The 25,338-nt window shown below is 61.0% G+C and carries 23 protein-coding genes; 6 read left to right on the top strand and 17 right to left on the bottom strand.

Translation table 11 applies throughout. The features are described from left to right. Position 1: 1 nt before the first annotated feature. The 3 genes from addB to trxA all read left to right on the top strand — a co-directional run bounded on the left by addB (position 2) and on the right by trxA (position 7,136). Positions 2–3,190: a double-strand break repair protein AddB gene (gene addB, locus GH983_RS19955; RefSeq protein ID WP_153763312.1), complete on the top strand. Its 3,189-nt coding sequence runs from the start codon at positions 2–4 to the stop codon at positions 3,188–3,190. Next, positions 3,183–6,740: a double-strand break repair helicase AddA gene (addA, locus tag GH983_RS19950; RefSeq protein WP_069042720.1), complete on the top strand. Its 3,558-nt coding sequence runs from the start codon at positions 3,183–3,185 to the stop codon at positions 6,738–6,740. The genes addB and addA overlap by 8 nt, the downstream gene beginning before the upstream one ends. A 75-nt stretch (positions 6,741–6,815) precedes the next feature. After that, positions 6,816–7,136: a thioredoxin gene (trxA, locus tag GH983_RS19945; RefSeq protein WP_069042721.1), complete on the top strand. Its 321-nt coding sequence runs from the start codon at positions 6,816–6,818 to the stop codon at positions 7,134–7,136. 52 nt (positions 7,137–7,188) lie between these two features. Here the strand turns inward: trxA and GH983_RS19940 are convergent, their stop codons facing one another. The 8 genes from GH983_RS19940 to GH983_RS19905 all read right to left on the bottom strand — a co-directional run bounded on the left by GH983_RS19940 (position 7,189) and on the right by GH983_RS19905 (position 15,035). After that, on the bottom strand, positions 7,189–8,529 hold the full coding sequence (locus GH983_RS19940) for a folylpolyglutamate synthase/dihydrofolate synthase family protein (RefSeq protein WP_054149996.1): 1,341 nt from the start codon (positions 8,527–8,529) through the stop codon (positions 7,189–7,191). Between the two features lie 40 nt (positions 8,530–8,569). Then, positions 8,570–9,478, bottom strand: coding sequence for an acetyl-CoA carboxylase, carboxyltransferase subunit beta (gene accD, locus GH983_RS19935; protein WP_054149997.1), 909 nt, complete (start codon positions 9,476–9,478; stop codon positions 8,570–8,572). Positions 9,479–9,516: 38 nt separating this feature from the next. Next, positions 9,517–10,356: a tryptophan synthase subunit alpha gene (trpA, locus tag GH983_RS19930; protein ID WP_069042723.1), complete on the bottom strand. Its 840-nt coding sequence runs from the start codon at positions 10,354–10,356 to the stop codon at positions 9,517–9,519. Between the two features lie 2 nt (positions 10,357–10,358). After that, positions 10,359–11,579: a tryptophan synthase subunit beta gene (gene trpB / locus GH983_RS19925; protein WP_054149999.1), complete on the bottom strand. Its 1,221-nt coding sequence runs from the start codon at positions 11,577–11,579 to the stop codon at positions 10,359–10,361. Beyond that, positions 11,576–12,250, bottom strand: coding sequence for a phosphoribosylanthranilate isomerase (locus GH983_RS19920; RefSeq protein ID WP_054150000.1), 675 nt, complete (start codon positions 12,248–12,250; stop codon positions 11,576–11,578). Before GH983_RS19920 ends, trpB begins: the two co-directional genes overlap by 4 nt. Positions 12,251–12,323: 73 nt before the next feature. Then, on the bottom strand, positions 12,324–13,082 hold the full coding sequence (locus GH983_RS19915; protein ID WP_069042724.1) for a M48 family metallopeptidase: 759 nt from the start codon (positions 13,080–13,082) through the stop codon (positions 12,324–12,326). A gap of 93 nt (positions 13,083–13,175) precedes the next feature. Beyond that, positions 13,176–13,607 (bottom strand): DUF2852 domain-containing protein, encoded by a 432-nt coding sequence (locus tag GH983_RS19910; protein ID WP_153763654.1) that lies wholly within the window; start codon positions 13,605–13,607, stop codon positions 13,176–13,178. Positions 13,608–13,751: 144 nt separating this feature from the next. Then, positions 13,752–15,035, bottom strand: a complete 1,284-nt coding sequence (locus tag GH983_RS19905) for a polyhydroxyalkanoate depolymerase (protein ID WP_054150002.1) — start codon at positions 15,033–15,035, stop codon at positions 13,752–13,754. Positions 15,036–15,310: 275 nt separating this feature from the next. On the opposite strand from GH983_RS19905, the gene GH983_RS19900 reads away from it, so the two are divergent. Then, the gene (locus tag GH983_RS19900; protein ID WP_069042726.1) at positions 15,311–15,901 is read left to right on the top strand and encodes a nitroreductase family protein; all 591 of its coding nucleotides are present in this window, start codon (positions 15,311–15,313) and stop codon (positions 15,899–15,901) included. Positions 15,902–16,017: 116 nt separating this feature from the next. Here the strand turns inward: GH983_RS19900 and gyrB are convergent, their stop codons facing one another. The 5 genes from gyrB to GH983_RS19875 all read right to left on the bottom strand — a co-directional run bounded on the left by gyrB (position 16,018) and on the right by GH983_RS19875 (position 21,328). Continuing rightward, a complete protein-coding gene (gene gyrB / locus GH983_RS19895) occupies positions 16,018–18,453 on the bottom strand; it encodes a DNA topoisomerase (ATP-hydrolyzing) subunit B (RefSeq protein WP_054150004.1) in 2,436 nt (811 codons plus the stop codon). Positions 18,454–18,594: 141 nt separating this feature from the next. Beyond that, the gene (locus GH983_RS19890) at positions 18,595–18,960 is read right to left on the bottom strand and encodes a helix-turn-helix domain-containing protein (protein WP_054150005.1); all 366 of its coding nucleotides are present in this window, start codon (positions 18,958–18,960) and stop codon (positions 18,595–18,597) included. Then, complete coding sequence (locus tag GH983_RS19885; RefSeq protein ID WP_153763311.1) at positions 18,960–19,517, bottom strand: Smr/MutS family protein; 558 nt, start codon at positions 19,515–19,517, stop codon at positions 18,960–18,962. Before GH983_RS19885 ends, GH983_RS19890 begins: the two co-directional genes overlap by 1 nt. Beyond that, a complete protein-coding gene (locus GH983_RS19880; RefSeq protein WP_153763310.1) occupies positions 19,518–20,633 on the bottom strand; it encodes a murein transglycosylase A in 1,116 nt (371 codons plus the stop codon). It lies immediately after the preceding gene. Then, positions 20,630–21,328: a Tim44/TimA family putative adaptor protein gene (locus GH983_RS19875; RefSeq protein WP_054150008.1), complete on the bottom strand. Its 699-nt coding sequence runs from the start codon at positions 21,326–21,328 to the stop codon at positions 20,630–20,632. The genes GH983_RS19880 and GH983_RS19875 overlap by 4 nt, the downstream gene beginning before the upstream one ends. Positions 21,329–21,476: 148 nt before the next feature. Here GH983_RS19875 and GH983_RS19870 point away from each other — a divergent pair, with 148 nt between their 5' ends. Further along, on the top strand, positions 21,477–21,965 hold the full coding sequence (locus GH983_RS19870; RefSeq protein WP_153763309.1) for an FxsA family protein: 489 nt from the start codon (positions 21,477–21,479) through the stop codon (positions 21,963–21,965). An 86-nt stretch (positions 21,966–22,051) separates the two neighbouring features. Next, on the top strand, positions 22,052–22,528 hold the full coding sequence (gene secB / locus GH983_RS19865; protein WP_054150010.1) for a protein-export chaperone SecB: 477 nt from the start codon (positions 22,052–22,054) through the stop codon (positions 22,526–22,528). A gap of 49 nt (positions 22,529–22,577) precedes the next feature. Here secB and dnaQ read toward each other — a convergent pair whose 3' ends face one another. The 4 genes from dnaQ to GH983_RS19845 are packed head-to-tail and all read right to left on the bottom strand — an operon-like array spanning position 22,578 to position 25,326. Continuing rightward, positions 22,578–23,279 carry a DNA polymerase III subunit epsilon gene (gene dnaQ / locus GH983_RS19860; protein WP_153763308.1) on the bottom strand — a complete coding sequence of 234 codons (702 nt, stop codon included), beginning with the start codon at positions 23,277–23,279 and terminating at the stop codon, positions 22,578–22,580. After that, entirely contained in the window at positions 23,272–23,877 is a 606-nt protein-coding gene (coaE, locus tag GH983_RS19855; RefSeq protein ID WP_069042729.1) for a dephospho-CoA kinase, read from the bottom strand. Before coaE ends, dnaQ begins: the two co-directional genes overlap by 8 nt. Continuing rightward, a complete protein-coding gene (locus GH983_RS19850; RefSeq protein WP_153763307.1) occupies positions 23,874–24,734 on the bottom strand; it encodes a shikimate dehydrogenase in 861 nt (286 codons plus the stop codon). The genes coaE and GH983_RS19850 overlap by 4 nt, the downstream gene beginning before the upstream one ends. Continuing rightward, a complete protein-coding gene (locus GH983_RS19845; RefSeq protein ID WP_153763306.1) occupies positions 24,727–25,326 on the bottom strand; it encodes a Maf family protein in 600 nt (199 codons plus the stop codon). Before GH983_RS19845 ends, GH983_RS19850 begins: the two co-directional genes overlap by 8 nt. Positions 25,327–25,338 lie beyond the last annotated feature (12 nt).

Below are 25,338 nucleotides of genomic sequence, written 5' to 3'. Positions count from 1 at the left end.
GATGGTGAGCAAGGCGCCGCGTCTGCTGACGATCCCACCGGGCCGGCCCTTCCTCAGGACGCTGACGGAAGCGCTGCTCGACGGTCGCCTCACCGACGGTTTTCGCTATGACCCCGCCGATCCGCTTTCTCTGGCAGGCGTCACTCTGCTCGTTCCGACCCGACGCGCAGCGCGCGTGCTGCGGTCTGAGTTCGTCGATCTGCTCGGTGGTCGCGCGGCGATCCTTCCCGACATTCGCACGCTCGGCGAGACGGATGACGACAGTGGCTTCTTCGATCTCGATGCGCCGCAGCTGATGGATCTTGCCCCGCCGGTGAGCGGCACCGTCATGCTTCTGGAACTCGCCCGGCTGATCCTTGCCTGGCGCAACCAGCTGCCGGAGATCGTCCGGTCAATCCATTCGGACACGCCGTTCGTGGCACCGGCGAGCCCGGCAGATGCCGTCTGGCTGGCACGGGCGCTGGTGGAGCTGATCGAAGCAGCCGAGACGGAAGGTTGCGACTGGACGGAATTGGAGAACCTTCAATCGGCCGACTTCGGCTCCTGGTGGCAGCTGACGCTGGAGTTTCTGAAAATTGCGACCCTGTTCTGGCCTGCACGGCTGCAGGAACTGGTGCGGTCGTCTCCGGCCCGCCACCGCGATGCGGTGCTGAGGGCCGAGGCCGAACGGTTCAGAAGACAGGGTGCTTCCGGTCCCGTCATCGTTGCGGGCTCCACCGGCTCGATCCCGGCAGCGGCCGAGCTCATTGCCGCGATTGCCGAGCTCGACCAGGGGGTCGTGGTGCTGCCCGGGCTTGATCTGGACATGCCGGACGAGGACTGGGCGAAGCTCAACGATCGCGAGATCTCCGTGATACGTCCAAGCCCTGCCGTGCGCGGGCATCCGCAATATGGCCTTGCCCATCTGCTGCGGCATATGAAACTTGAACGCGCCGATGTTCAGGCTCTCGAAGCCTCCGATCCGGCGCTCCGGGATCGAGCCGAATTTCTGTCGCGTGCCATGGCGCCCGCCGAGGCGACCGACACCTGGAAGGCCTGGCGGCAGGATATCGACGATTCACGCCTGCTCGCGGCATTTCGCGATGTCGCCCTGATCGAGACGGCCAATGAGCGCGAAGAAGCAACGGCGATTGCAATTGCGCTCCGGCTGGGGCTCGAAGAGGTTTCCGACAATCCCGAAAGCCGGGTGGCGCTGATCACGCCGGATCGCGCGCTGGCGCGGCGTGTCATGTCCGAACTCGCGCGGTTCGGGATCGAGGCGGATGATTCGGCGGGTACGCCGATGACCGGGACCCAGGCTGCCATGCTGACCCAGGTGGTGGCCGAGGCCTGCCTGCGTCCGGGCGATCCGGTGGCCATCGTCTCCCTGATCAAGCATCCTCTGGCACGGTTCGGTTTCACGGCCGAGGATATGCGCAAGGCTGCCGACGCGCTGGAACGCATCGCGCTGCGTGGCGGTCTGAAGAGCCTCGACCTTGCCGAGATGGAACCGTTGTTTGCGGAAGGGCTCGAAGCGCATCTGGCCGACCGTCACAAGCCGCAATGGCGCATCTCGATTGCGCCCGAGGAGATCGAGCTTGCTCGCCTGCTGGCGAGCCGGGTAACCAAGGCGGTCGACCCCCTCGTCTCGTCCGTCATCCGGTCGACTGACGGGCGCGTGCTGTCGCAGACATTGACGGTCAGTGACTGGGCCGAGCGCACGGGTCGGGTGCTGGAAGCCGTCACGGTCGACGAGCGCGGTGATCTGGCCGGTCTCTGGGGCGATGCGGCGGGCGAGGCTCTGGCGAGGCTCCTCGCCGAGGTGCTTGAGACGGACGGACAGATCGAGGCGGACGGCGCGCAATGGGTTGATATCCTGACGGCGCTGATGGCCGGCCAGGCGGTCAAGCCACGCGCCATGCGGCATCCCCGCGTCTTCATCTTCGGGACGCTCGAAGCGCGCCTGCAGAATGTCGACATGATGGTGATCGGCGGGATGAACGAGGGGAGCTGGCCGAGCCAGACCAAGAACAATCCCTTCCTGTCGCGCGTCATGAAGACCGAAGTCGGGCTTGAGCCGCCGGAACGGCAGATCGGCCAGGTGGCGCATGACTTCCAGATGGCCTGTGGCACGCGGAAACTGATCTTCTCGCGCTCGCTACGCCAAGGCTCTGCGCCGACGGTCGCCTCTCGCTGGCTGCAGCGTCTGATGGCTCTTGGCGGGCCCCTTCTGGAAGACGAGATGCGAAAGCGCGGACAGATCTATCGGCGCTACGCCGACCTGATCGACCAGGGCGAAAACCAGGCACCGGCACAGCGCCCCGCGCCACGACCGCGCGCAGAACTTCAGCCGCGTAGCTTCAGCTTTTCCGAGGTGGGGCGCTTCCGGCGGGACCCCTATTCCATCTATGCGCGGCGCATCCTGCGTCTCGATCCCGTCGATCCCTTCAACCAGGATCCGGGGGCGGCGGAACGCGGGACGCTCTATCACCGCATCGTCGAGCGTTTCATCCGCGAGGATCATGACCCGGCCCGGCTGGACGCGCTCGATATCCTGCACCGGATCACCGATGAGGAGTTCCTGACGGAGGCTCTGCCGCTGCACATCGATATCGTCTGGCGTCAGCGCTTCTACAGTGTCGCCTCTGCCTTTCTCAGCTGGGAGCGGCAGCGGAGACCGGAAATCAAGCGCTCGATGACGGAAGTCAGAGGCAATGTGCTGCTTCGCCCTGTTGATATCACCATTAGCGGAATAGCGGACCGGATCGATATCCGAGGCGGCGGCTTTGCCGATATCATCGACTACAAGACGGGCCTCAACCCGAGCGCCAATCAGGCGCGCAGCCTGCTTGACCCACAATTGGCGCTGGAGGCGGCGGCCCTTCTCCAAGGCGCCTTCAAGCCTGCCGGTGACGTGAAACCTCTCAATCTTGTCTATGTACGCCTGAGACCTGGCGATCGCTTTTCGGCAGACCAGGTGAACAACGAAATGGCAACGCGGGGCGACAACAAGAAGTCTGCGCTTGAGCTTGCGACGCAATCCGTTGACGAACTTGGCCGCTTCGTCCAGGCGCTGCAGAGCGGCGAGCGGGGTTATGTCTCCCGCCTCATCCCGGCGGAACAGAACGCCTATGGCGGCGAATACGACCATCTGGCGCGAGTCGCGGAGTGGTCGACGGCGGAAGCCGAGGAAGGAGCCGGCGATGAGTGATCAGCGCTTTGCCCTGGACGAGCTACCGACCGGCAGCGATCCCGCCGCCTGGCTCGGCTGGACGACGCTTGCCCAGTCGCGCGCTTCGCATCCCGGCCAGTCGGCCTGGGTGTCGGCGAATGCCGGCTCCGGCAAGACGCATGTGCTGACGCAGCGGGTGATCCGGCTGCTGCTCGCCGGCGCCCGCCCCTCATCCATTCTCTGCCTGACCTACACCAAGGCTGCGGCGTCCGAAATGTCGAACCGCGTCTTCGAGCGGCTGGCGGAATGGGCGACGCTCGATGACCGGGAACTGTCCAAGCGGATTGCGGCCATCGAGCAGAGGGAGCCGGATCGGGCGACGCTTGCGGCTGCACGGCGGCTCTTTGCCAAGGCGCTGGAAACGCCGGGTGGTCTTAAGATCCAGACGATTCACGCCTTCTGCGAAGCGTTGCTGCACCAGTTTCCCTTGGAAGCGAATGTCGCCGGGCATTTCAACGTCCTCGATGATCGCGTCGCGGTCACCGTTCTGGCCGAAGCGCGGCGATCGCTGCTGACGGCCACGTCGACGGAGAATGATGCAGCACTCGCCGAAGCTTTCTCGCAGGTCTTGAGCATTGCCGATGAAAGCGGGCTCGAAGGCTTGATTGCCGATACCGTGGCCAACCGCCATGCTGTCAGAGACTTCCGGCAGCGGGCGGAACGGACGGGAGGCCTTGATGCGACCCTGCGGAAGGGCCTCGGCATCGGGCCGCTGGAGAGCGAGACCAGCCGCGCGGAGGACTACTGGCCGCTTGCCGGTTTGTCCGGTGGCAATTTTGCCCGGTACATCCAGCTTGCCCTCGAAAAGGGCGGCGAGAAGGTGCGGGCCGTCGCGGAAGTGCTGGAACGGGCGCTGGTGGAAGCCGATCCGCTGGAGCGAGCGAAGCTTCTGGACCAGGCTTTCCTGACGGCACAGGAAGCGCCAAAGGCCGACAGCTCGCTGATTGCCGCCGCCATGACCAAGGTGGCGCCGGATCTCAAGGATGCCGTGATTGCGGCCCGGGATCATGTGGTCGCGATGCGGGACGGGCTGCGGATCTTCCGCATGTATGAGGCGACGCGGTCTGCACTGACGCTGGCCGTGCGTCTCGACACCGACTACGAGGAACTGAAGAAGCGACGGTCTCAGCTCGATTTCGAGGATCTGATCGTGCGCACCGCCCGGCTTCTGACGCGCGGCGATGTCGGCGCCTGGGTGCATTACAAGCTGGACCAGGGTATCGACCATATCCTCGTCGACGAAGCGCAGGATACGAGCCCAGTGCAATGGGATGTCATCCGGTCGCTGCGCGAAGACTTTTTCACCGGATTGAGCGCCCGGCCCGGGATCCGCACCTTCTTCGCCGTGGGCGACGAGAAGCAGTCGATCTATTCCTTCCAGGGCGCGCGCCCGGAGCAGTTCTCGCAAGAGGCGCGCCAGACCGCGCAGGCCGTGACTGAAAGCGGACAGGACTTCAACACGGTGCGTCTGCCGCTCTCCTTCCGCTCGACGCAATCGGTCCTTGCGGCCGTCGACCAGGTCTTCAGCCTGCCGGAAAACAGCCGGGGCCTCAGTGCCGGCGGCGAACCCGTCATCCACCAGTCGAGCCGCATCGGACATCCGGGGACCGTCGATGTCTGGGATATGATCGCCGCCGAAAAGCAGGAGAAGGACGAGAACTGGACCGCCCCCTTCGACGCGACGCCGGAAAGCGCCCCGTCGGCAATTCTCGCACGACGCGTGGCGCATCAGATCAGCCAGATCGTCGGACGGGAAACGATCATCGAGAAGGGCAACAAGCGGCTGATCCGCCCGGGCGATATCCTCGTGCTCGTGCGCAAGCGCGACGGCTTCGTCAATGCGCTGACCCGCGCGCTGAAACGCCCGCATAACGTACCGGTCGCTGGTGCAGACCGCCTGAAGCTGACAAGCCATATTGCCGTGCAGGACATGCTGGCGCTCGGACGTTTCCTGCTGCTGCCGGGAGACGATCTGTCTCTCGCTTCGCTGTTGAAGAGCCCACTGTTCAATCACGGCGAAGATGATTTGATGCAGCTCGCTGCCGAGCGACCGGAAGGACAGAGCCTCTGGGCGAGACTGACGGAGCAGGCTGAAACTGATGGCGCGTGGAAGAAGACCTACGACCGGCTCACCCTGTTTCTCGAACAGGCGCGGGAGTACTCCGTTCATGATTTCTATGCCCGGGTGCTCAGCGTTCATGGTGGTCGGAGGGCCTATCTCGGTCGCCTCGGCTCCGAGGTCAGCGACATCATCGACGAGTTCCTGACCTTTGCCCTCTCCTTCGAGACCAGCGGATTGCCCGGCTTGCAATCCTTCGTTTCGACGCTCGAGATGGAAGCGCCTGAGGTCAAGCGCGAACAGGACAAGGAGCGCAACGAAGTCCGGATCATGACGGTTCATGCCTCGAAGGGACTTGAGGCGCCAATCGTCTTCCTGATCGATGGCGGCTCGAAGCCCTTCAATTCGAACCATGTGGCAAAGCTGCGAATCATTGGGACGGCTGAAGGCATGCCCTTCCCGATCTGGGTGCCGTCGAAGTCGCTCGGCAATTCGATCTCCGCTGCCGACATGGATCGGCGCAAGGATCAGGCCGAGGAGGAATATCGCCGGCTGCTCTATGTCGCGATGACCCGCGCTGCCGACCGTCTGATCGTCGGTGGTTATCGCGGCGTGCAGGACACGGGCGAGATCTGGCACAAGATGATCGCGCGGGCGCTGAGCGCCGACGAAACGCGCTGCAAACAGGTCGAATTCACCGGGCCGGATGGCAGCTGGGCCGGATTGCGCTGGTCTCTCGGCGAGGCAGAGCATGATCTGCCGGTGACCGAAGAGGGCGCCGAAAGCGAGGAGAGCCACAGCCTTCCCTCGACGCTCTGGAAGCCGCTGCCGCCACCGATCAGCCTACCGAGACCGCTCAGCCCCTCCGGTGCCGGCAGCATCGTCATCGACGAAGACGAGGATGCGTTGACCGCCTCTGCGCTGTTCTCGACGACGGAAAAGGCGGATCTCGCTCTGCAGCGCGGGCGGCTCATCCATCGGATGCTGCAGAATTTGCCGAGCTTTCCGGAGGGTGACCGCCGCGAGGCAGCTGAGCGTTATGCAGAACGTGCTGCCCGGTTCTGGCCGGCAGAGCAGCGACAGAGACTGGTCTCCACCGTGATCACCGTTCTCGAAGACGAGGCGCTTCGCCCGCTGTTCGATGCCGGCAGTCGCGCGGAAGTTTCGGTCATGGGCACGATGCGGCTGAAGGGAGAATTGCGTGCGGTCTCCGGCCGGATCGACCGCATGACCGTGCTTGCCGACCGGGTGATCATCGCCGACTACAAGACCAACCGGAATCCACCACTGGAGGCGGCCCAATGCCCCCTCTCGCATCGGGTGCAGCTCGCCATCTATCGCGAGATCCTACAGCCGCTCTATCCCGGCAAACAAGTCGAATGCTGGCTGATCTACACCGAAAACGGCAGCCTCATTCCCCTTGATGAAAGCCTTCTTCAGCGGTCCCTTGCCGACCTCGAAACATCATGAGATACCGCATATTGAAATTGCTGCCGCGCGGCATCACATATCTGGTCAATTCCGTATTTATGAAGGGAGAGCCCAATGGCTACCGTTAAAGTCGACAAGTCCAATTTCCAGGCCGAGGTTCTCGACGCTTCCGAACCGGTTGTCGTGGATTTCTGGGCTGAATGGTGCGGCCCGTGCAAGATGATTGCCCCGAGCCTCGAAGAAATCTCCAACGAACTCGCCGGCAAGGTGAAGATCGCCAAGCTCAACATCGATGAAAACCCGGAACTGGCTGCCCAGTTCGGCGTTCGCTCGATCCCGACGCTGGCCGTCTTCAAGGGTGGCGAAGTGGCCGATATCAAGGTGGGTGCGGCTCCGAAGACTGCGCTTTCCAGCTGGATCGCGGGCGCGGCATAAGCCTCACGTCATTGATGAATAAAGAAAAAGCCCGGTTACAGCCGGGCTTTTTTCATTTGGGGATGGTGCCGTTTTCGGCGAGCACATTGCCCGCCAGATAAAGCGAGCCGCCGATCATGATGCGGGGCGGAACGCCATCTTCACTGCGTTCGCGGATTGCGTCCAGCGCCTGGCCAAGCGACTCCATCGGAAGGGCCTTCAAACCAGCCTCAGCTGCCGACTGGGCAAGTGCCACCGGGTCGAGGCCAACGTCAGAGCCCGTTATCGGGACAGTGTAGACGTTATGGGCGATATCCACGAAAGCGCGGAAGAAGCCGATCGGATCCTTGGTGTTGATCATGCCGATGACCAGATGCAGCGGTCGCGCCTGGCGTTCTTCCATGGATGCCATGGCCTCCGCGATCACTTCGCCTGCGCCGGGATTGTGGCCTCCGTCGAGCCAGATTTCAGCGCCGGCCGGCGCACGCTCCACCAGCCGACCCTCGGTGAGCTTCTGCAGGCGGCCCGGCCATTCGACCGACAGCATGGCCTTTTCGGCAATCTCTTCGGTGACGGAGTAGCCGGCTGCCTTGACCGCACGGATGGCGGTTGCGGCATTGCCGATCTGGTGCCGACCCGGCAGACGCGGCAGCGGCAGGTCCATCAGACCGAATTCGTCCTGGTAGACGAGCCGTCCGAATTCTTCGTACGCCAGGAAATCCTGGGCGAAGACGGTGAGAGGACAGCCGAGGCGTTCGGCCGTGCTGATCAGCACATCCTTGGCGCCGTCGAACTCCTGGTGTCCAATCACCACGGGGACGCCGCGCTTCATGATTCCGGCCTTTTCGGCGGCGATCAGTTCGACGCGATCGCCGAGATAGGCCTGATGATCGAGCGAGATCGGCTGAATGATGCAGACAGCTGGCTTTTCGACGACATTGGTGGCGTCGAAGCGGCCGCCAAGACCGACCTCCAAAACGACGACGTCGGCAGGCTGTTCGGAAAAGAGAATGAATGTCACCGCCGTCAGGATCTCGAAGACGGTGATCGGTTTGCCGCCGTTTGCCTCGGCAACGCGGCGCAGAGCATCGGCAAACAGTTCATCGTCGACGATCTGCCCCGGTCCCCCCTTGACGCCGATGCGATAGCGCTCATGCCAGCGCACCAGATGCGGCGAGGTGTGGACGTGGACGGACAGGCCCTGGGCCTCCAGAAGCGCCCGGCAAAAAGCCGAGGCCGACCCCTTGCCGTTTGTGCCGGCCACATGAATGACCGGCGGCAGCTTCAGATGCGGGTTACCCAGAACCTCAAGGAGGCGGCGGATACGGTCGAGCGACAGATCGTAGCCCTTGGGGTGCAGCCCCATGAGTTTTTCGATCTCGGCATCGGCCTGGCTGACGATGGGGGCTGTCATCACTTTCGTTCCGCGACCGCGGCCTCACAGAAAACGCGGCTCAGGCCGAGGCCTTCTCGACCGGCTCTGCCACCTTCGCAGGGACCGCCGTGTCGTTGGCAGGGCGCTTGGTCATAATCTTCAGGACGCGCGCGAGCGTGTCAGGAATGTCGTGACGCTTGACGACCATGTCGACCATGCCGTGTTCCAGCAGGTATTCCGAGGTCTGGAAGCCTTCAGGCAGCTTCTCGCGGATCGTCTGCTCGATAACGCGCTTGCCGGCAAAGCAGATCTCGGCACCCGGTTCGGCAATGTGGAGGTCGCCCAGCATGGCGTAAGATGCCGTTACGCCGCCCGTAGTCGGGTTGGTGAGGACGACGATGTAGGGCTGGCCGGCTTCCTTCAGCATGTCGACGGCAACCGTGGTGCGCGGCAGCTGCATCAGCGAGAGGATACCCTCCTGCATGCGGGCGCCACCCGAAGCCGGGAACATGACCAGCGGGCACTTTTCCTTGATGGCGCGTTCGAAGGCCTTCACGATCGCTTCGCCAGCGGCAATGCCGAGCGAACCGCCCATGAAGTTGAACTCGTGGACGACGGCAACGAGCTTCAGGCCCTGCACCGTGCCGACGCCGGCAACGATCGTGTCTTCCTGATCCGTCTTCACGCGGCTGTCACGAAGACGGTCGGTGTATTTCTTGGAATCGCGGAACTTCAGCGGATCCTGCGCGACTTTCGGCTGCGGCAGGGCTTCGAACTGGCCTCCGTCGAAGAGATCGATCAGGCGCGACTTCGCCGGCATCTTCATGTGATAGCCGGAAGCCGGGATCACCCACTTGTTCTCTTCCAGGTCCTTATGGAAGACCATCTCGCCCGTTTCCGGGCACTTGATCCAGAGATTTTCCGGAACTTCGCGGCGGCCCAGCATGGAATTGATGCGCGGGCGCACATAGTTGGTGATCCAGTTCACGCGGCTTACTCCTGATATTTAAAGCCCATATGGGGTGCTTATTCGGCAGCAGCAAGGCGTGCAGACCGCACGCCGGTTGCCAGTCCGCGCACCAGCGTGGCGACGGCCTGAACCGTATCCGCCGTCGCTTTGCCATCGGCTGTGAGATTTGTAGCAACCTGATTGACGATCGCGGTACCAACCACGACGCCATCGGCATTGGCGCCGATCAGGCGGGCATGCTCGGCGGTCTTGACGCCGAAGCCGACGCAGATCGGCAGGTCTGTATGCGCCTTGATGCGCTGGACGGCACCGGCAACACGCGAGGGATCCGGCAGTGCCGAACCGGTGATGCCGTTCATCGAGACGTAATACACGAAGCCCGAGGTGTTCTTGAGAACGGTGGGCAAACGCTTGTCGTCGGTTGTCGGGGTTGCCAGACGGATGAAGTTGATGTCACGGCTGCGGGCCGGGATGCAGAGTTCGTCATCCATTTCCGGCGGCAGATCGACAACGATCAGGCCATCGATGCCGGCAGCCAATGCGTCGTCAAGGAAACGCTCGACGCCATAGACGTAGATCGGGTTGTAGTAACCCATCATGACGATCGGCGTTTCATTGTCCGTCTTGCGGAATTCACGCGCCAGATCGAGCGTGCGAACGAGGGTTTGGCCGGCTTTGAGGGCCCGCTGGCCGGCAAGCTGGATCGCCGGGCCATCGGCCATGGGATCCGAGAAGGGCATGCCGAGCTCGATAACGTCCGCGCCGGCTTCCGGCAGAGCCTTCATGATCGCGAGCGACGTGTCGTAGTCCGGATCGCCACCCATGAAATAGGTGACGAGAGCCGGGCGGCCTTCTGCTTTCAGTGCAGCGAAACGTTGGTCCATACGCGCAGTCATGATCAGAGCCCCATACCGAGAATCTTGCCGACAGTGAAGATATCCTTGTCGCCGCGGCCGCAGAGGTTCATCACAATGATCTGGTCCTTGTCCATCTTCGGGGCGCGCTTGACGACTTCGGCGAGCGCATGGCTCGGCTCGAGCGCCGGGATGATGCCTTCGGTGCGCGTCAGCAGCTGGAAGGCGGCGAGCGCCTCGTCGTCCCTGATCGGAACGTATTCGACGCGGCCCATATCCTTCAGCCAGGAATGCTCCGGGCCAATACCCGGATAATCGAGGCCGGCGGAGATCGAGTGACCTTCCTTGATCTGGCCGTCGCCGTCCTGCAGCAGATAGGTGCGGTTGCCATGCAGGACGCCGGGCGTACCTGCGGTCAGCGAAGCGCAGTGCTCCTCGCCTTCGAGACCCTTGCCACCGGCTTCGACGCCAACGATGCGGACACTCTCGTCATCCAGGAAGGGATGGAAGAGGCCGATCGCGTTCGAACCACCACCGACGGCAGCAATCAGCATGTCCGGCAGGCGGCCTTCCGCAGCCAGCATCTGCTCGCGCGTTTCGCGGCCGATGACCGACTGGAAGTCGCGGACCATTTCCGGATAGGGATGCGGGCCGGCGGCTGTGCCGATCATATAATAGGTATCGTCGACATTGGTGACCCAGTCGCGCAACGCCTCGTTCATTGCGTCCTTGAGGGTGCCATGGCCAGAGGTTACCGGCTTCACCTCGGCACCGAGCAGCTTCATGCGGAAAACGTTCGGCGCCTGGCGCTCGACGTCGGTCGCGCCCATGTAGACGACGCAAGGGATGCCGAAGCGAGCGGCGACCGTGGCAGAGGCCACACCATGCTGGCCGGCGCCAGTTTCAGCGATGATACGGGTCTTGCCCATGCGCTTAGCGAGCAGGATCTGGCCGAGGCAGTTGTTGATCTTGTGCGAACCGGTGTGGTTCAGCTCATCGCGCTTGAAATAGATCTTCGCGCCACCGAGTTCTTCGGTCAGACGCTCGGCGAAATAGAGCGGGCTTGGGCGACCGGTATAATGGGTGTTGAGATGCGCCAGTTCGGCCTGGAATTCCGGATCCGTTTTCGCCTTTTCCCATTCCGCCTGCAGGTCCAGGATCAGCGGCATCAGCGTCTCGGCGACGAAACGGCCACCGAAGATGCCGAAGCGGCCGTCTTCGTCTGGACCTTCACGGAAGGAATTGGGTTTCGGTGACTGATTCACTTGACACTCCCTGAAACCGGCTGTGCACGACTTGCCTCGGCAACGGCCGCAAAAAACTCATCCATTATCTGCAGATCCTTGACGCCCGGCGCGGATTCCACGCCAGAGGATACGTCGATTGCCCGTGCTCCGGTTTCCCGCAGGGCCTCTGCGATATTGGCCTTGTTGAGGCCTCCGGAAAGCATGTAATCGACGCTGTCGTCAAGCGAACGCAAGAGACGCCAATCGAAGGTGACGCCATTTCCGCCAGGCAAATCGGAGCCCACAGGCGGTTTGGCATCGAAGAGAAAACGATCGGCAATCCCGATATAGGGCTCGATACGCCTCAGGTCATCGGCATCGCGAATGGAAAATGCCTTCATAATCGGAAGACCGGTGACCGCCTTGACTGTCAGCAGGCGTTCCGGGCTTTCGTGACCATGGAATTGCAGGATATCCGGGCGCATCAAGGCGATGATCTCGTCGAGATCGTCATTGTCTGCATCGACTGTCACCGCCACGCTCTTCACACGACCGCGAACTCGGTCGGCGAGCACGCCTGCGATGTCAGGCTCGATGTTGCGCGGGCTCTTTTCGAAGAAGATGAAGCCGATATGGCTCGCGCCACGGTCGGCCGCACGATCGACCGCCTCCGGCGTCTTCAGTCCGCAGATCTTGATATCGGGTCTCATGGCAGCGAAGTCGCACGAAATCAAAAAAGAGTCGAGCCAATTTGCGACAGAGGCTGAAAGGTCGCGGGGTCAATCAGTCGAAGTCTATGGCATGAAGGGCCGAGCCATGACGCTTCAGCCAGGACTTCGCTTCGTCCATGGGTGGGCAGAGCTCCTTGCAAAGTGCCCAGAAGGCCGGACCGTGGTTCATCTCCCGCAAATGCGCAACCTCGTGGGCAGCGAGATAGTCGATGACCAGAGGCGGCGCCATGACAATGCGCCAGGAGAAGCTCAGCTTGCCGTCCCAGGAACAGGATCCCCATCTGCTGCGGGTATCCTTCAGCGTCATGCTCTTGACTGGCTTGCCGACATTTCTGGCATGCAGAGCCACGAGGCGCTCGAGGTCATGGCGTGCTTCCTTTTTGAGGAAATCGGCGACGCGCCTCGGCAAATGGTCCTCAAGGCCGCTGACGCTGAGGACATGGCCAATCTCGCTGTCGATCGATTGGGTCAGGCCGCGCAACTGACCTGTATGGACGATACGATGGGGAATGCCTCGGAGTAGAATGTCTCCGCCATCCTCAATGGCGCCGACCGTTTTCTGGCGCTTGAGCTTGGTGCTGAGCCAGCCCTGGTGGCGATCAAGAAAGTCATCGATGTCCCGTTCGCGCAGCCCTGGCGGAATTGTCATCTTCAAAGCGCGCCCGCCGGGCTCGATCCTGAGCGTGATGCGGGTCGCGCGGCTGTTCTTTCTGATGGTCAGCGGAATGGACCGTCCATCCACGGCAATCGCCCGCTCCAGCTGGATCGCCGGGGCTCTCTGCGGTGTCAGCTTTTTAAGCAGGGGAAACATGCGTGTGTTCTAGCCGATTCGGGAGCTCTTCTTGCAATAAAAAAGGTCGGCGCAAGTGCGCCGACCCCGGTTGCGACAGGATGGCTCGACCGGTCAGTTGCCGGTGAAACCCTGGGCGGGACCGCCCTCGCCTGAAGTCTTCATCTGCTGACGGTCGCGCATGAAGCGGTCGAACTCTTCCTGGTCCTTCGCCCGACGCAGTTCGCGGGCGTAGTTGTCGAATTCGGCACGCATCTCATCGAGACGGCGACGTTCTTCGTCGAGACGCTCGAGTTCGGTCTTGCGCCACTCGTCGAAGGCGACATTCCCGGTTGAGGCAGGCGCAGTATAGCTGTTGGAGCGGCACCAGGCGAAGGCACTATCAGCCTTCTGGTTGGCTTCCCGCTTGAAGCTCTGGAACTTCTCGCCGAACAGGATGTAGGCAAGCATGGCCAGACCGAGCGGCCAGAAGACCATGAAGCCGAGCACCATCAAGGCGACGGTTGCCGGAGTCCAATCCGGCCGAAGCAGTGCTGACTGGTTCATCATCGATAACCTCGTTTTGCGCGGACAGCGGAATGCCGTCCGATGGTTTCGATGTGGGAAATGCCGCCCTGCCCTTCAAGAAAGAAGCGGACCCAATCGGAGAACCGACTGAATCCGCTTCTTAAATTCGGAATGACGAAAATGTCAGAGAGCCTTGCCGCCCTTGATGACCCGCTTGACCGGATTGGTGGTCTTGGCCTTCTTGCCGTGTGTGCGGGCGAATTCGACAATGCGCGGCGCGATTTCGCGACGGAAACGCGAGCCATTGAAGACGCCGTAGTGGCCAACGTCAGGCTGCATGTAGTGCAGGCGCATATCATCGGGAATGTTGGTGCAGATTGTCTGCGCCGCCTTGGTCTGACCGAGACCCGAGATGTCGTCGTTTTCGCCTTCGACTGTCAAAAGCGCGACGTTGCGGATCGCTGTCGTGTCGACGCGCTTGTTGCGATGCATCATCTCACCCTTGGGCAGGGAGTGCTTGATGAACACCGTCTCGACGGTCTGAAGATAGAATTCCGCCGTGAGGTCCATGACCGCCAGATATTCATCGTAGAAGTCGCGGTGCTTCTCGGCCGGTTCCCCGTCGTTCTTGACGAGGTGCATGTAAAACTCCTTGTGCGCAATCATGTGCCGATCAAGGTTCATCGACATAAATCCCGAGAGCTGCAGGAAGCCCGGATAGACCTGACGCATGAAGCCGGGCTGCGGCCACGGCACCTGCATGATGACGTTGTCGCGGAACCATTCGAGCGGCTTGTCCTGGGCCAGTTGATTGACGGCCGTCGGGTTGATGCGCGTGTCGATGGGGCCACCCATGAGTGTCATCGAGGACGGTGCGCAGACGTCCCCCTCACCTTCCATGACGGCGACGGCGGCCAGCACGGGAACGGAGGGCTGACAGACCGCGACCACATGGGTGTCAGGACCGAGGTGATGAAGGATGTCGATGACGTAATCGATATAGTCGTCGAGATCGAAATCGCCTTCGGTCACCGGCACCATACGGGCATCGATCCAGTCGGTGATGTAAAGGTCCGCACTCGGCAGCAGTGCCTCTACCGTCCCACGGAGCAAGGTCGCGTAGTGGCCCGACATGGGTGCGACGATGAGGATGCGCGGACCCTTTTCGGTGCCGGCTGGAAGATGGCGCTTGAAATGGATCAGATCGCAGAAAGGCTTGCGCCAGACGATTTCTTCCTCGACCGTGACGCTTTCATCCCCGATCCTGGTTGTCGGGAGACCGAAGGCCGGCTTGCCGTAGCGGCGCGTCACACGTTCGAAAACTTCAAAGCCCGCTGAGAATGAACGCCCGACGACCGTATGGGACCAAGGGTTGAGCGGGTTTCTCCATGCCAGGTTCATCGCGTCCGCTGTTGCCCGGAATGGCGCCATGAATGCATGGTTCAGTTCATAGAGCTGATAGAACATGGGTTCTGTACCTTTTTGTCGGACCAGAGGGTCCGCGTTCATTCGCTACACTAACAGACTTTGTGCATCGCAAAAGCCCGGATTATCCCTCCTTTCGCAGCACATAAAGTCTCATGACTTCGGATGATGTTCGAAAAGCCTTAAGGTTCCCTCCCCTCGATGGGGTTAATCAACGATCACAGTGTTCACCCGAATTTGCAGCCGCGACCCTTTCCGAGGCTTGCGAATTGATGTTTGTTCCATCCGTCATCCCAAGACATGTGTGAAGGAACACCATGACCAGCAGCAATCACCGCCAGTCCGAATACAATGTCGATCCGATCTTTCTCGATCGATGGTCGCCGCGTGCCTTTGATGGAAGCACGATGCCGAAGGAAGATCTCCTGACCATCCTCGATGCCGCGCATTGGGCGCCGTCAGCGTTCAACTACCAGCCCTGGCGCTTCATCTACGCCCTGAAGGGAACACCTGAGTTCGACAAGTTTCTCGATATTCTGATCGAGTTCAACCAGGGTTGGGCCAAGAATGCCGCGGCCCTCGTCTTCATCTTTTCCGACACGCTGAGCCGTCCGGCTGATGGTTCGGAGCCGAAGTCCTATCGCAGCCACAGTTTCGACGCGGGTGCTGCCTGGGGTCTGCTCTCGGTTCAGGCCATGAAGTCGGGCTATTTCGCCCACGCGATGACCGGCTTCGACTTCGATCGGGCCGTCTCCGAGCTGGGCGCGCCTGATGGTTTCCACATCAACGCAGCGGTGGCCATCGGCAAGCTGGGTGACAAGGAAGCGCTGCCGGAAGGTCTGCGTTCGAAGGAAACGCCGAATGGTCGCAAGGCTCTGGCTGAAGTGGCATTCGAGGGACGTTTCTGAGCCCGCGCATTCATGGTTTCACGTGAATCACGTTAACCATCTCAACAACGAAACCTGTTGATCAAGAAAAAGGGCCGCTCCCGAGGAGCGGCCCTTTTGATTTGCATCTGCAGATCTCAGATGTCGAGGTTGGCGACGCTGAGCGCGTTGTCCTGAATGAACTCGCGGCGAGGTTCGACCTCGTCGCCCATGAGGCGCGAGAACAGGCCGTCGGCGTCGGTCGCGTCGTTGACCCGGACCTGAAGTAGAGAGCGTACGTTCGGATCGAGCGTGGTTTCCCAGAGCTGCTCGGCATTCATTTCGCCCAAGCCCTTGTATCGCTGCATGGAAAGGCCCTTGCGGCCGGTCGCAAAGATCGAATCAAGAAGGGCGCGCGGGCCGGACATGTCGCTACGGCCGTCCTTACGGGTGAGAACCGGCGGTTCGGAGTAGATCTCGCGCAGGCGGGCGGACATCTGATCCATGTGGCGAGCGTCCGCCGAACCGATGAGGGCGACATCGACTGAGGCCACTTCCTTGACGCCGCGGACCATACGCTCGAAGCGAAGGCCGCCTTCGTCGGTGACGAAGCCCTGCCAGCCACGTTCGGTGTCTTCGGCGATCATGTCGAGACGGCTCGCGACCAGCGCTGCGGTCGCCTCGGCCTGCTGGCGGTTGCCTGTCAGTTCCGGGTTCAGCGCGCCGGCGATGGCAGCCTGCTCGATGACATTCCGGTTGTAGCGGGAATGCAGACCGTCGATCAGTGACCGCAGACGCAACGCGTCCTGGATCACGTCGCGCAGGTCCTGGCCGGCGCGGACTTCACCATTGGCGAGCGTCAGCGTTGCCTCTTCGAGACCCATGGTGATCAGATAGTCTTCCAGCGCCTTCTCGTCCTTCAGGTACTGGACGGACTTGCCGCGCGAGACCTTATAGAGCGGCGGCTGGGCGATGTAGAGATGGCCACGCTCGATGAGCTCCGGCATCTGACGGAAGAAGAATGTCAGCAGAAGCGTTCTGATATGTGCGCCGTCGACGTCAGCATCGGTCATGATGATGATCTTGTGGTAGCGCAGCTTGTCGGCGTTGAACTCGTCCTTGCCGATGGATGTGCCGAGCGCTGTGATCAGCGTGCCGATTTCCTGGCTCGAGAGCATCTTGTCGAAGCGGGCGCGCTCGACGTTGAGGATCTTACCACGCAGCGGCAGGATCGCCTGGTTTTCGCGCGAACGGCCCTGCTTCGCGGAGCCACCTGCCGAGTCACCCTCGACGAGGAAGAGTTCGGATTTGGCCGGATCGCGCTCGGAGCAGTCGGCGAGCTTGCCGGGCAGAGAAGCGATATCGAGTGCGCCCTTGCGGCGGGTGAGTTCACGCGCCTTGCGGGCGGCTTCGCGGGCAACAGCGGCCTCGACCACCTTGCCGACAAGGATCTTGGCTTCCGTCGGGTGTTCCTCGAACCAGGTGCTGAGCGCTTCGTTGACGAGGTTTTCGACGACCGGGCGTACCTCGGACGAAACGAGCTTGTCTTTCGTCTGGGACGAGAACTTCGGATCCGGTACCTTTACCGAGAGGACGGCCGAAAGACCTTCGCGGCAGTCTTCACCCTGCAGCGACACCTTCTCCTTCTTGGTGATCCCCGAGCTATCCGCATAGGACGTCACCTGACGGGTCAGAGCGGCGCGGAAGCCGGCCATATGGGTGCCGCCGTCGCGTTGGGGAATATTGTTGGTGAAGCAGAGCACATTCTCGTGGTAGCTGTCATTCCACCACATGGCGACTTCGACGGTGATCCCATCCTTCTCACCCTTGATGGCGACAGGCTTGTCGACGAGCGGCTTCTTGGAGCGATCGAGATAGCGGACAAAGGCTTCCAGACCGCCGTCATAGAGCATCTCTTCCTGGCGGATGTCGGACTTGCGCTTGTCGGTCAGAAGAATGCGGACACCGGAATTCAGGAAGGCGAGCTCGCGAAGGCGATGCTCGAGCGTTCCATAGTCGAAATCGACCTTGGTGAAGGTCTCGGTGCTCGGCAGGAAGGTGACTTCCGTTCCCGAACGGCCCTCATATTCACCGATCACCTTCAGTGGACCGTCGGCTACGCCATGGGTAAAAGTGATTTCATGCAGCTTGTTGTTGCGGCGGATCTTCAGGGTGAGTTTGACCGATAGCGCATTGACGACGGATACGCCGACGCCGTGCAGACCGCCTGATACCTTGTAGGAATTCTGGTCGAACTTACCGCCAGCATGCAGCTGGGTCATGATGACCTCGGCAGCCGAAACGCCTTCGCCGGTATGGATATCCGTTGGAATGCCACGACCGTTGTCGGTTACCGTGACCGAACCATCCGCGTTCAAGGTGACCGTGACGATGTCAGCGTGACCAGCCAAGGCCTCATCGATCGCGTTGTCGACGACTTCATAGACCATGTGGTGAAGGCCCGAGCCGTCGTCGGTGTCACCGATATACATGCCGGGGCGCTTGCGGACCGCGTCCAGTCCCTTCAGAACCTTGATCGAGTCAGCGCCATATTCGGCCGGTGCATCATTTTCCGCGATCGGCAAGTCGGTCATTCAGCAATCTTTCCAGTCAATTCTCAAAGGCCCAGCTGATTCGAATCAGCAGCTTCAAGTGCCCCGACTATAGGGGTTTTGGCCTGAGTTCCAAAGGCGAGGGCGTTGTTTCTGGTGGATAGAGAGGGCTTTTCAACCCCATCACGGCCGTTTTTTGGCGCCATCCAGAATATCCTGCATGTCTCGTATCACATCCGGGGAGAGCTGGCGAATCAGCTTCGAAAGATCGTTGGCGAAAGCCGTGTATTCCGGCTTCATGCCTGATGTGTCCACCACCACTCGGGGATCGGAACGGCCGGCCGTCGAGAAGAGCTCCTCCGCCTCGTCCCAGATAATGTTGAAATAGCCTGCAACGCGCTGGAGAAAGTCGAAATTTGGTAGGCCGCGCCGGCCGTGTTCGAGTGCCGAGAGATAGGCTGGAGAGACCCCGATCGCTGCGGCCATCTCCTTCTGAGAGACACCCTTGCGTTCCCGCAACTGCCGTAACGCGTCACCGAAAGGCGTCATCAGCGCTCCTGTCCGCGGCGGGCGAGCCGCACATAGAGAGCTCCCTCCCCGCCATGCTGACGTGCGGCAGGCTCGTAGGAGGAAATCAGGAAACGGAATTCCGGCAGGGCAAACCAGAGCGGCACCGCGCGCTTCAAGGCGCCTTCACTCCCCAGCGAGCTTCCCTTGCCAGTAATCACGAGGACATGGCGCAAACCCCGATCATGCGCCCGGATGAGGAAATCGAGCAGCATTCCATGCGCCTCACTCTGGATCAGTCCGTGCAGATCGATCCGAGCTTCAAGCGCCAGGTGACCGCGAGAGAGCTTGCGCTTGACCGGTTTTTCGAGGGGGTGGTGGATTCGGGGTGCGGACTTACGCTCAGGATCAGTGGCCGAGGTCGACGATGAGATGGCGGTCCGATTGAGAGCGGGCACGTCCTTCTCTTCTACCGGAGTCTCGAACTGCTCTTCGAAACTCAGCAGGTCTTCCATACGTCCGGGCATCGGGCGGGTCGAACGCGCGACCTTGCCCCAGAGGATGCGATCTTCCGGATTGAGCTTTGGTCCACCCGACACTCAGACAAACCTCTCTGCCGCCTGCTTCGGGATGAGTATATAGAAGTCGGCCGTGTTGCGCACGGCCCCTGCCAACTCGCCCGCCTCGTCTCCGGAGCCCGTAAAGATATCCCCGCGTGCAGGTCCGACGATTGCAGAACCGGTATCGAGCGCCAGCATGGTCCGCGCGAAATCGCGTCCGCCATCCATATGCGTCAATCCCTTGGCATGGATGAAGAAAGGAAATCCGAAAGTATGGATCTGGCGATCGACCGCGAGAGATCGGCCCGCAATCAGCGGTACCTTGGCGGCCGCAATCGGACCACGGGTGAGATCGTCAACCTCCGCCTCCCGGAAGAAGATGTAGGATCGGTTGTGCCAGAGGATCTCGTCGACGCGATCCGGATGTGCAGCGAGCCAGGCCCGAATCGACTGCATGGAGATATTGACCTCCGGGATCTCCCCCCCATCGATCAGCAGGCGCCCGATGCCGGAGAAAGGATGACCAGCCTTGGCCGCATAGGTTATCCGACGCAGGCGTCCATCGGGATATAGCAACCGTGCAGCACCCTGGACATGGGCGAAGAACACATCGACCTTCGAGCGAGCCCAGGCGATTTCGAGCCCCCTGCCCTCGAGCCAGCCCCGATCAATGTCGCGGCGATCCGGATACGGCTTGAGGCCATCGTCTGTGCGTAGAGCGAATGCGTAACCGGCGTCGAGGTCGGCGGTTCGGTTGGCGTCATCCACGTCTACGAGATCCAGAGGACGACGATAGAAGGGATGGCGGTATTCGTCATCGGGCTGATCGCTGACAGCGACTTCAGGCTCGTAGAATGCCGTGACCAGACCTGCGTTTTGGCCGCTGGGCTCGACCAGGAAGGGTCGCGTTCGCTGTTCGAAGAAAAGCCGCGCCTGAGCTGCGTTGTCCGGACTGTGCGTCGATGCAGCGTCCAGCAGAGGCATCAGATCTTCGGCGGTCAGTCCCAAGGCACCTGGCTTATATGGTTTGACCGACTGCAGGTATCTCCTACAGTCGGTCAAGGCAGGCCAAAGCGATGACGGATCGTCGGATGACCAGCCGGGCAGATCATCGAAGGATGCCGGCCTCAGACGACAGGCGCTGAGATCGGTCATTGTTCTGCTTCGGTCGCGATCAGCTTCCAGTTCGGATCGCGCGAGCGCACATCGCGGGCGAAGGTCCACACGTCGTTCACCTCCGACACCGCCTCGGCATCGCCATCAATGATGACGCCTGCCTTGTCGTAGGTGGCCGTGATCAACTGGCTGACGATGCGAACGGTCACCTGCTCCTCGTTTTCACGAGCGGATGCCTGGATGATGTCCGCCTTCTCGATGCCGACAAAAGTCGACTTCACGATCTCGCCGCGGCTCTCGCGATCGGCGATTGCGCTTTCGAAACCGTCGAAGACCTCGCGGGAGAGCAGTCCTTTCAAAGCCTTCCGGTCGCCATCGGCATAGGCCATGACGATCATCTCGTAAGCGATCTTGGCACCGTTCAGGAATTCCTTCGGGTTGAAGCTCGCGTCGTGGCGCAGAAGTTCGCGCAACTGATCGTTCAGGGCTGTGCCGGCAGGCGCGTAGGCGTCCACGGCCACATAGCGATCTTCAGCGTTGCCATCCTCACGGCGCGGAAGGGTGACAACCTTGCCATCGTCTCGCGCTGCACCCTTGGCCAGATCGCGCTGTGCGAACGGATCGAACGGCGGCTTTTCATGGCCCGTGCGTCGTCCAAGCACGCTACGGAGCTGAAAGAAGATCAGAACCGCCGCGACCAGGAAGAACAATGTAACGAAATCACTAGACCCCATGAATACCGCCAGGCTTGATTGAATTTGATTTTTCCTTCTCCCATATAGTCCGCAGCGCCGCATCATTCAAATGGCGCAATGCATTCTTTGCATCGAGTAAGCGCCGACTCTTGCGATATCCGGATCACAAAGGCGTTTGGAGCAGCCCATGCGCCTTCCCCTGGTGCTTTTTCTCATCGCACCGCTCATTGAAATCGCCAGCCTTATCCTGGTCGGGCAAGCCATCGGCGTGTTGCCGACCCTGGCGCTGATCATTCTGTCGGCATTCGCAGGTGTCATACTGCTTCGCTATCAGGGGGCGGGTATCCTGCGCCGATTGCAGAGCGAGGCGCAGCGAGGCATGGATCCCGGACGGGAACTGGTTCACGGCGCCCTTCTGGTGGTGGCTGCCTTTCTTCTGATCGTGCCCGGCTTCTTTGGCGATATCATCGGAATTCTGCTCTTCCTGCCCTTCGTTCGTGATCTCGCCTGGCGTGTGATCAAGCCGCGGCTCGTTGTCCGCAGCAGTTTTTCCGAGGCAGGTTTCAGGACAAACCGCCCAAAAGACGAGAATGTGGTCGACCTCGGCGACGACGAGTATCAGCGTGAACCCGACCCGAACTCGCCCTGGCGCGATCCGCGGATCGGCCGCGACTGACGCTCCGCGGCACTGGCCGGCAGGGTTGTAAGCGCCAGTTTCAAATGTTAGATGGCCTTAGCAATTCATCTTCAAGGACACGCCCTATGGCCGACAACAATCAGGGAACGGCTTCTCCGTCCCTCAACATTCTCGCCCAGTACATCAAGGATTTTTCATTTGAAAATCCGGGTGCACCCCGCTCGCTTCAAGCGCGCGACAAGGCGCCGGCCATCAACATCAACGTCAATGTCAATGCAAACCCGCTTTCCGACAATGACTTCGACGTCGTCCTGGCGCTGAATGCGGAAGCCAAGGATGGCGACAAGGTCGTGTTCGTGACCGAACTGATCTATGGCGGCGTCTTCCGCATCTCAGGCTTCCCGCAGGAACACATGCTGCCGGTTCTCTTCATCGAGTGCCCGCGCCTGCTCTTCCCCTTTGCCCGTCAGATCATCGCCGACGCGACCCGCAACGGCGGCTTCCCGCCGCTGATGATCGATCCGATCGACTTCGCCCAGATGTTCGCTCAGCGTGTTGCCGAAGAGCAGTCCCGCGCGAAGACGCAGTCAGTGCCGAACTGAGACGGCATTCTCTATCTGCCAAAGCAAAGGGCCCTTTTGGGCCCTTTTTTCATGCGTCGTATTTTGACCAGATCGCTTTGCCGCCAAGACGCCCGACGAGTTTGGCATGGCCTTCCACCTCGGCCGCGGAGAGACGTGGTGCAAGAGCACGCGGACGGTCGTAGCTGATCTCGATCACGTCATCGATCTCGCTCGTCTGGCTCCGGCGCGTGTCGATGGTCGTCAGACCCAGTGCTGCCTGCCGCCCGCCGAGCATCTCGATATAGACTTCGGCCAGCAGTTCGGAGTCGAGCAGAGCGCCGTGCTTCGTACGATGCGAGTTGTCGATGCCGTATCGACGGCAGAGGGCGTCCAGCGAGTTCGGCCCCATCGGATGCTTGCGGCGTGCGAGCGCCAGCGTGTCGATCACCATATCGGACGGGACCGGTGCGAGGCTCAGGCGCTCGAACTCAGCGTTGATGAAACCCATGTCGAATGAGGCGTTGTGCGCGATCCACTTGGCGCCTTCAAAAAATTCCTGGAGCTCGGAAACGATCTCTGCGAAGACCGGCTTGTCCTTCAGGAACTCATCGGTGATGCCGTGCACCGCCAACGCATCGGGATGTACCTTCCGGTCGGCGGGGTTGATGTAGACATGAAAGGTGCGACCGGTCGGAAAATGATTGAGCAATTCGATGCCACCGATTTCGATGATCCGGTCAGCCTTGTTGTCGAGCCCGGTCGTTTCCGTATCGAAGATGATCTCACGCATTGTCTGTCCGCTCCGCCTCTTCGCGTAGTTCTTTGACGATCGTTTTGACCTGCGCCCGCGCGCTGTCAATCCCGTGACCGGTATCAATGACGTAATCGGCCCTCGCACGCTTCTGTGCGTCCGGAACCTGCCTGGAGAGGATCAACTGGAACTTCTCTTCGGTCATCCCAGGCCGTGCCAGCACCCGCGCTCTCTGCATCTCGGGTTCGCAACTCACGACAACGATCCGGTCAACACGCTTTTCACCGCCGGTCTCGAACAACAAGGGAATGTCGAGCACGACGAAAGCTTGGCCGAGTGCGCGTTGCTGCTCGAGAAAAGTCAATTCCCTGTTCCGCACCAGAGGATGCACGATGGCTTCGAGCTCTTTAAATTTAGCCGGATTCTTTGCCAGATTCGCCGACAGTTTGGCACGATCAACAATGCCGTCGACAATGGTATCGGGGAAGATGCGTGCGACGGGCTCGACGGCTTCCGAGCGGTAGAGTTCGTGAACCACGCGATCCGCATCATTGACGGGCACACCTTCGTCGGCAAAGAGCGCAGCCGTTGTGGACTTGCCCATGCCGATCGAGCCTGTGAGCCCCACGATGATCATGCATGCGCCTCGATGTCTTCGAGCACGAGTTGGCGCAACTCAGCAGTCACTTCGGGCTTTTGTCCGAACCATCGTTCAAATCCAGGCACGGCCTGGTGCAGAAGCATGCCGAGACCATCGACCGTCGGCAGACCAATCTGCTCTGCCTGCTGAAGGAAGGGTGTCTTCAAAGGGACGTAGACGATATCGGTGACAAGGGCGTCATTCTTCATCCTGTCAAAGGGAAGAAGGGGCGCAGCCGTGCCATCCATGCCCAAAGATGTCGTGTTCACGAACAGCCCGGCACCGTCCAGAAGGGAATTGAGGGCGTCCATGCCGTGCGCATGGAGCGGTGCCCCAAACCGATCTGCGAGTTCCTGCGCGCGCTCTATCGTCCGGTTGACCACATGGATTTCAGAGATGCCCCGATCACGAAGAGCTTGGAGAATGGCACGGCTGGCCCCCCCTGCTCCCAGAACCACGGCGCGATCGACCTTATCCCATCCCGGGTGCTGTGCATCGAGATTTGCAACAAAGCCGATGCCGTCGGTGTTCGTCGCGTGCAGCAAACCGTCTTCACGCCAGAGCGTATTGGCTGCTCCGAGCTCTTCTGCCACCGGGTCAATCCGATCGACAAGTCTGCTCGCCGCCTCCTTGTGCGGGATCGTGATGTTGCCGCCCCGATAGGGGCTGTCTGCGTCTTTGAGACGAAGCATGAAATCGCCAAAGTCCTCCGGGGCCACCGCAATCTTCTCATAGGTACCCGGCAGACCGTAGGCTTGAAGCCAGTGCCCATGGATCACAGGCGAGCGAGAATGCTTAATTGGATAGCCGGCGACAAAAGCACGAGCAAAAGATGTTTCACGTGAATCACGCATGGTTAATCTCGTGCTGACGAAGGGCTGCGAGGAGAGGCAAAAGCGGTAGGCCGAGAATGGTGAAATAGTCGCCAGCGATGGCATCAAAGAGCTGAATGCCCTCCCCTTCGAGCTGATAGCAGCCGACGCTGGACAAGATCGACTTGCCATTGCGCTCGATGTAGCCGTCCAGGAACTCATCTGAAAAGTCACGAACCTGCATGCAGGCTTTCGTCACGTCGCTCCAGATCAGCTCGCCATCCCGAACCAGACAGACTGCGCTATTCAGGAAGTGTGCCTTGCCGCGCAGGCTGATCAAGGTCTGCCGGGCCTCATCCAGAGAAGCGGCCTTGTGAAAGATCTGGATTCCGAGAGACATGGTCTGGTCGCAGCCGATGACGAAGGCGCCTGGAGCGCGCTCCGACACATCCATGGCCTTGGCCAGCGCCAGGTGCCGGGCAACCGATACCGGGTCTCGTCCTGCGAGCGGCAGGTTTTCCTCGATCGCTCTTTCATCCACCGTCGCAGGGATCGCGATAAACTCGAGGCCGGCATTTTTCAAAAGCATCTGGCGCGCCGTGCTGCCCGACGCGAGAATCAAGGGTGAGCCCATGCTGAGACCTTC

Origin of the sequence: Agrobacterium sp. MA01 (genome assembly GCF_009650195.1) — a bacterium.
Classification (GTDB): Bacteria; Pseudomonadota; Alphaproteobacteria; order Rhizobiales; family Rhizobiaceae; genus Allorhizobium.
The sequence above is the reverse complement of the archived record's forward strand: the minus strand, read 5'-3'. Positions and strand labels throughout refer to the sequence as shown.

What these genes read in the sequence shown, in the direction of transcription:
- GH983_RS19905 (WP_054150002.1), bottom strand. Translation starts at nt 15,035, where the DNA reads ATGTTCTATCAGCTCTATGAACTGAACCATGCATTCATGGCGCCATTC.
- GH983_RS19875 (WP_054150008.1), bottom strand. Translation starts at nt 21,328, where the DNA reads ATGGGGTCTAGTGATTTCGTTACATTGTTCTTCCTGGTCGCGGCGGTT.
- addA (WP_069042720.1), top strand. Translation starts at nt 3,183, where the DNA reads ATGAGTGATCAGCGCTTTGCCCTGGACGAGCTACCGACCGGCAGCGAT.
- dnaQ (WP_153763308.1), bottom strand. Translation starts at nt 23,279, where the DNA reads ATGCGTGAGATCATCTTCGATACGGAAACGACCGGGCTCGACAACAAG.
- addB (WP_153763312.1), top strand. Translation starts at nt 2, where the DNA reads ATGGTGAGCAAGGCGCCGCGTCTGCTGACGATCCCACCGGGCCGGCCC.
- GH983_RS19915 (WP_069042724.1), bottom strand. Translation starts at nt 13,082, where the DNA reads ATGTTTCCCCTGCTTAAAAAGCTGACACCGCAGAGAGCCCCGGCGATC.
- GH983_RS19910 (WP_153763654.1), bottom strand. Translation starts at nt 13,607, where the DNA reads ATGAACCAGTCAGCACTGCTTCGGCCGGATTGGACTCCGGCAACCGTC.
- GH983_RS19900 (WP_069042726.1), top strand. Translation starts at nt 15,311, where the DNA reads ATGACCAGCAGCAATCACCGCCAGTCCGAATACAATGTCGATCCGATC.
- gyrB (WP_054150004.1), bottom strand. Translation starts at nt 18,453, where the DNA reads ATGACCGACTTGCCGATCGCGGAAAATGATGCACCGGCCGAATATGGC.
- GH983_RS19870 (WP_153763309.1), top strand. Translation starts at nt 21,477, where the DNA reads ATGCGCCTTCCCCTGGTGCTTTTTCTCATCGCACCGCTCATTGAAATC.
- GH983_RS19890 (WP_054150005.1), bottom strand. Translation starts at nt 18,960, where the DNA reads ATGACGCCTTTCGGTGACGCGTTACGGCAGTTGCGGGAACGCAAGGGT.
- GH983_RS19850 (WP_153763307.1), bottom strand. Translation starts at nt 24,734, where the DNA reads ATGCGTGATTCACGTGAAACATCTTTTGCTCGTGCTTTTGTCGCCGGC.
- GH983_RS19940 (WP_054149996.1), bottom strand. Translation starts at nt 8,529, where the DNA reads ATGACAGCCCCCATCGTCAGCCAGGCCGATGCCGAGATCGAAAAACTC.
- GH983_RS19845 (WP_153763306.1), bottom strand. Translation starts at nt 25,326, where the DNA reads ATGGGCTCACCCTTGATTCTCGCGTCGGGCAGCACGGCGCGCCAGATG.
- trpA (WP_069042723.1), bottom strand. Translation starts at nt 10,356, where the DNA reads ATGACTGCGCGTATGGACCAACGTTTCGCTGCACTGAAAGCAGAAGGC.
- coaE (WP_069042729.1), bottom strand. Translation starts at nt 23,877, where the DNA reads ATGATCATCGTGGGGCTCACAGGCTCGATCGGCATGGGCAAGTCCACA.
- secB (WP_054150010.1), top strand. Translation starts at nt 22,052, where the DNA reads ATGGCCGACAACAATCAGGGAACGGCTTCTCCGTCCCTCAACATTCTC.
- GH983_RS19880 (WP_153763310.1), bottom strand. Translation starts at nt 20,633, where the DNA reads ATGACCGATCTCAGCGCCTGTCGTCTGAGGCCGGCATCCTTCGATGAT.
- trxA (WP_069042721.1), top strand. Translation starts at nt 6,816, where the DNA reads ATGGCTACCGTTAAAGTCGACAAGTCCAATTTCCAGGCCGAGGTTCTC.
- GH983_RS19920 (WP_054150000.1), bottom strand. Translation starts at nt 12,250, where the DNA reads ATGAGACCCGATATCAAGATCTGCGGACTGAAGACGCCGGAGGCGGTC.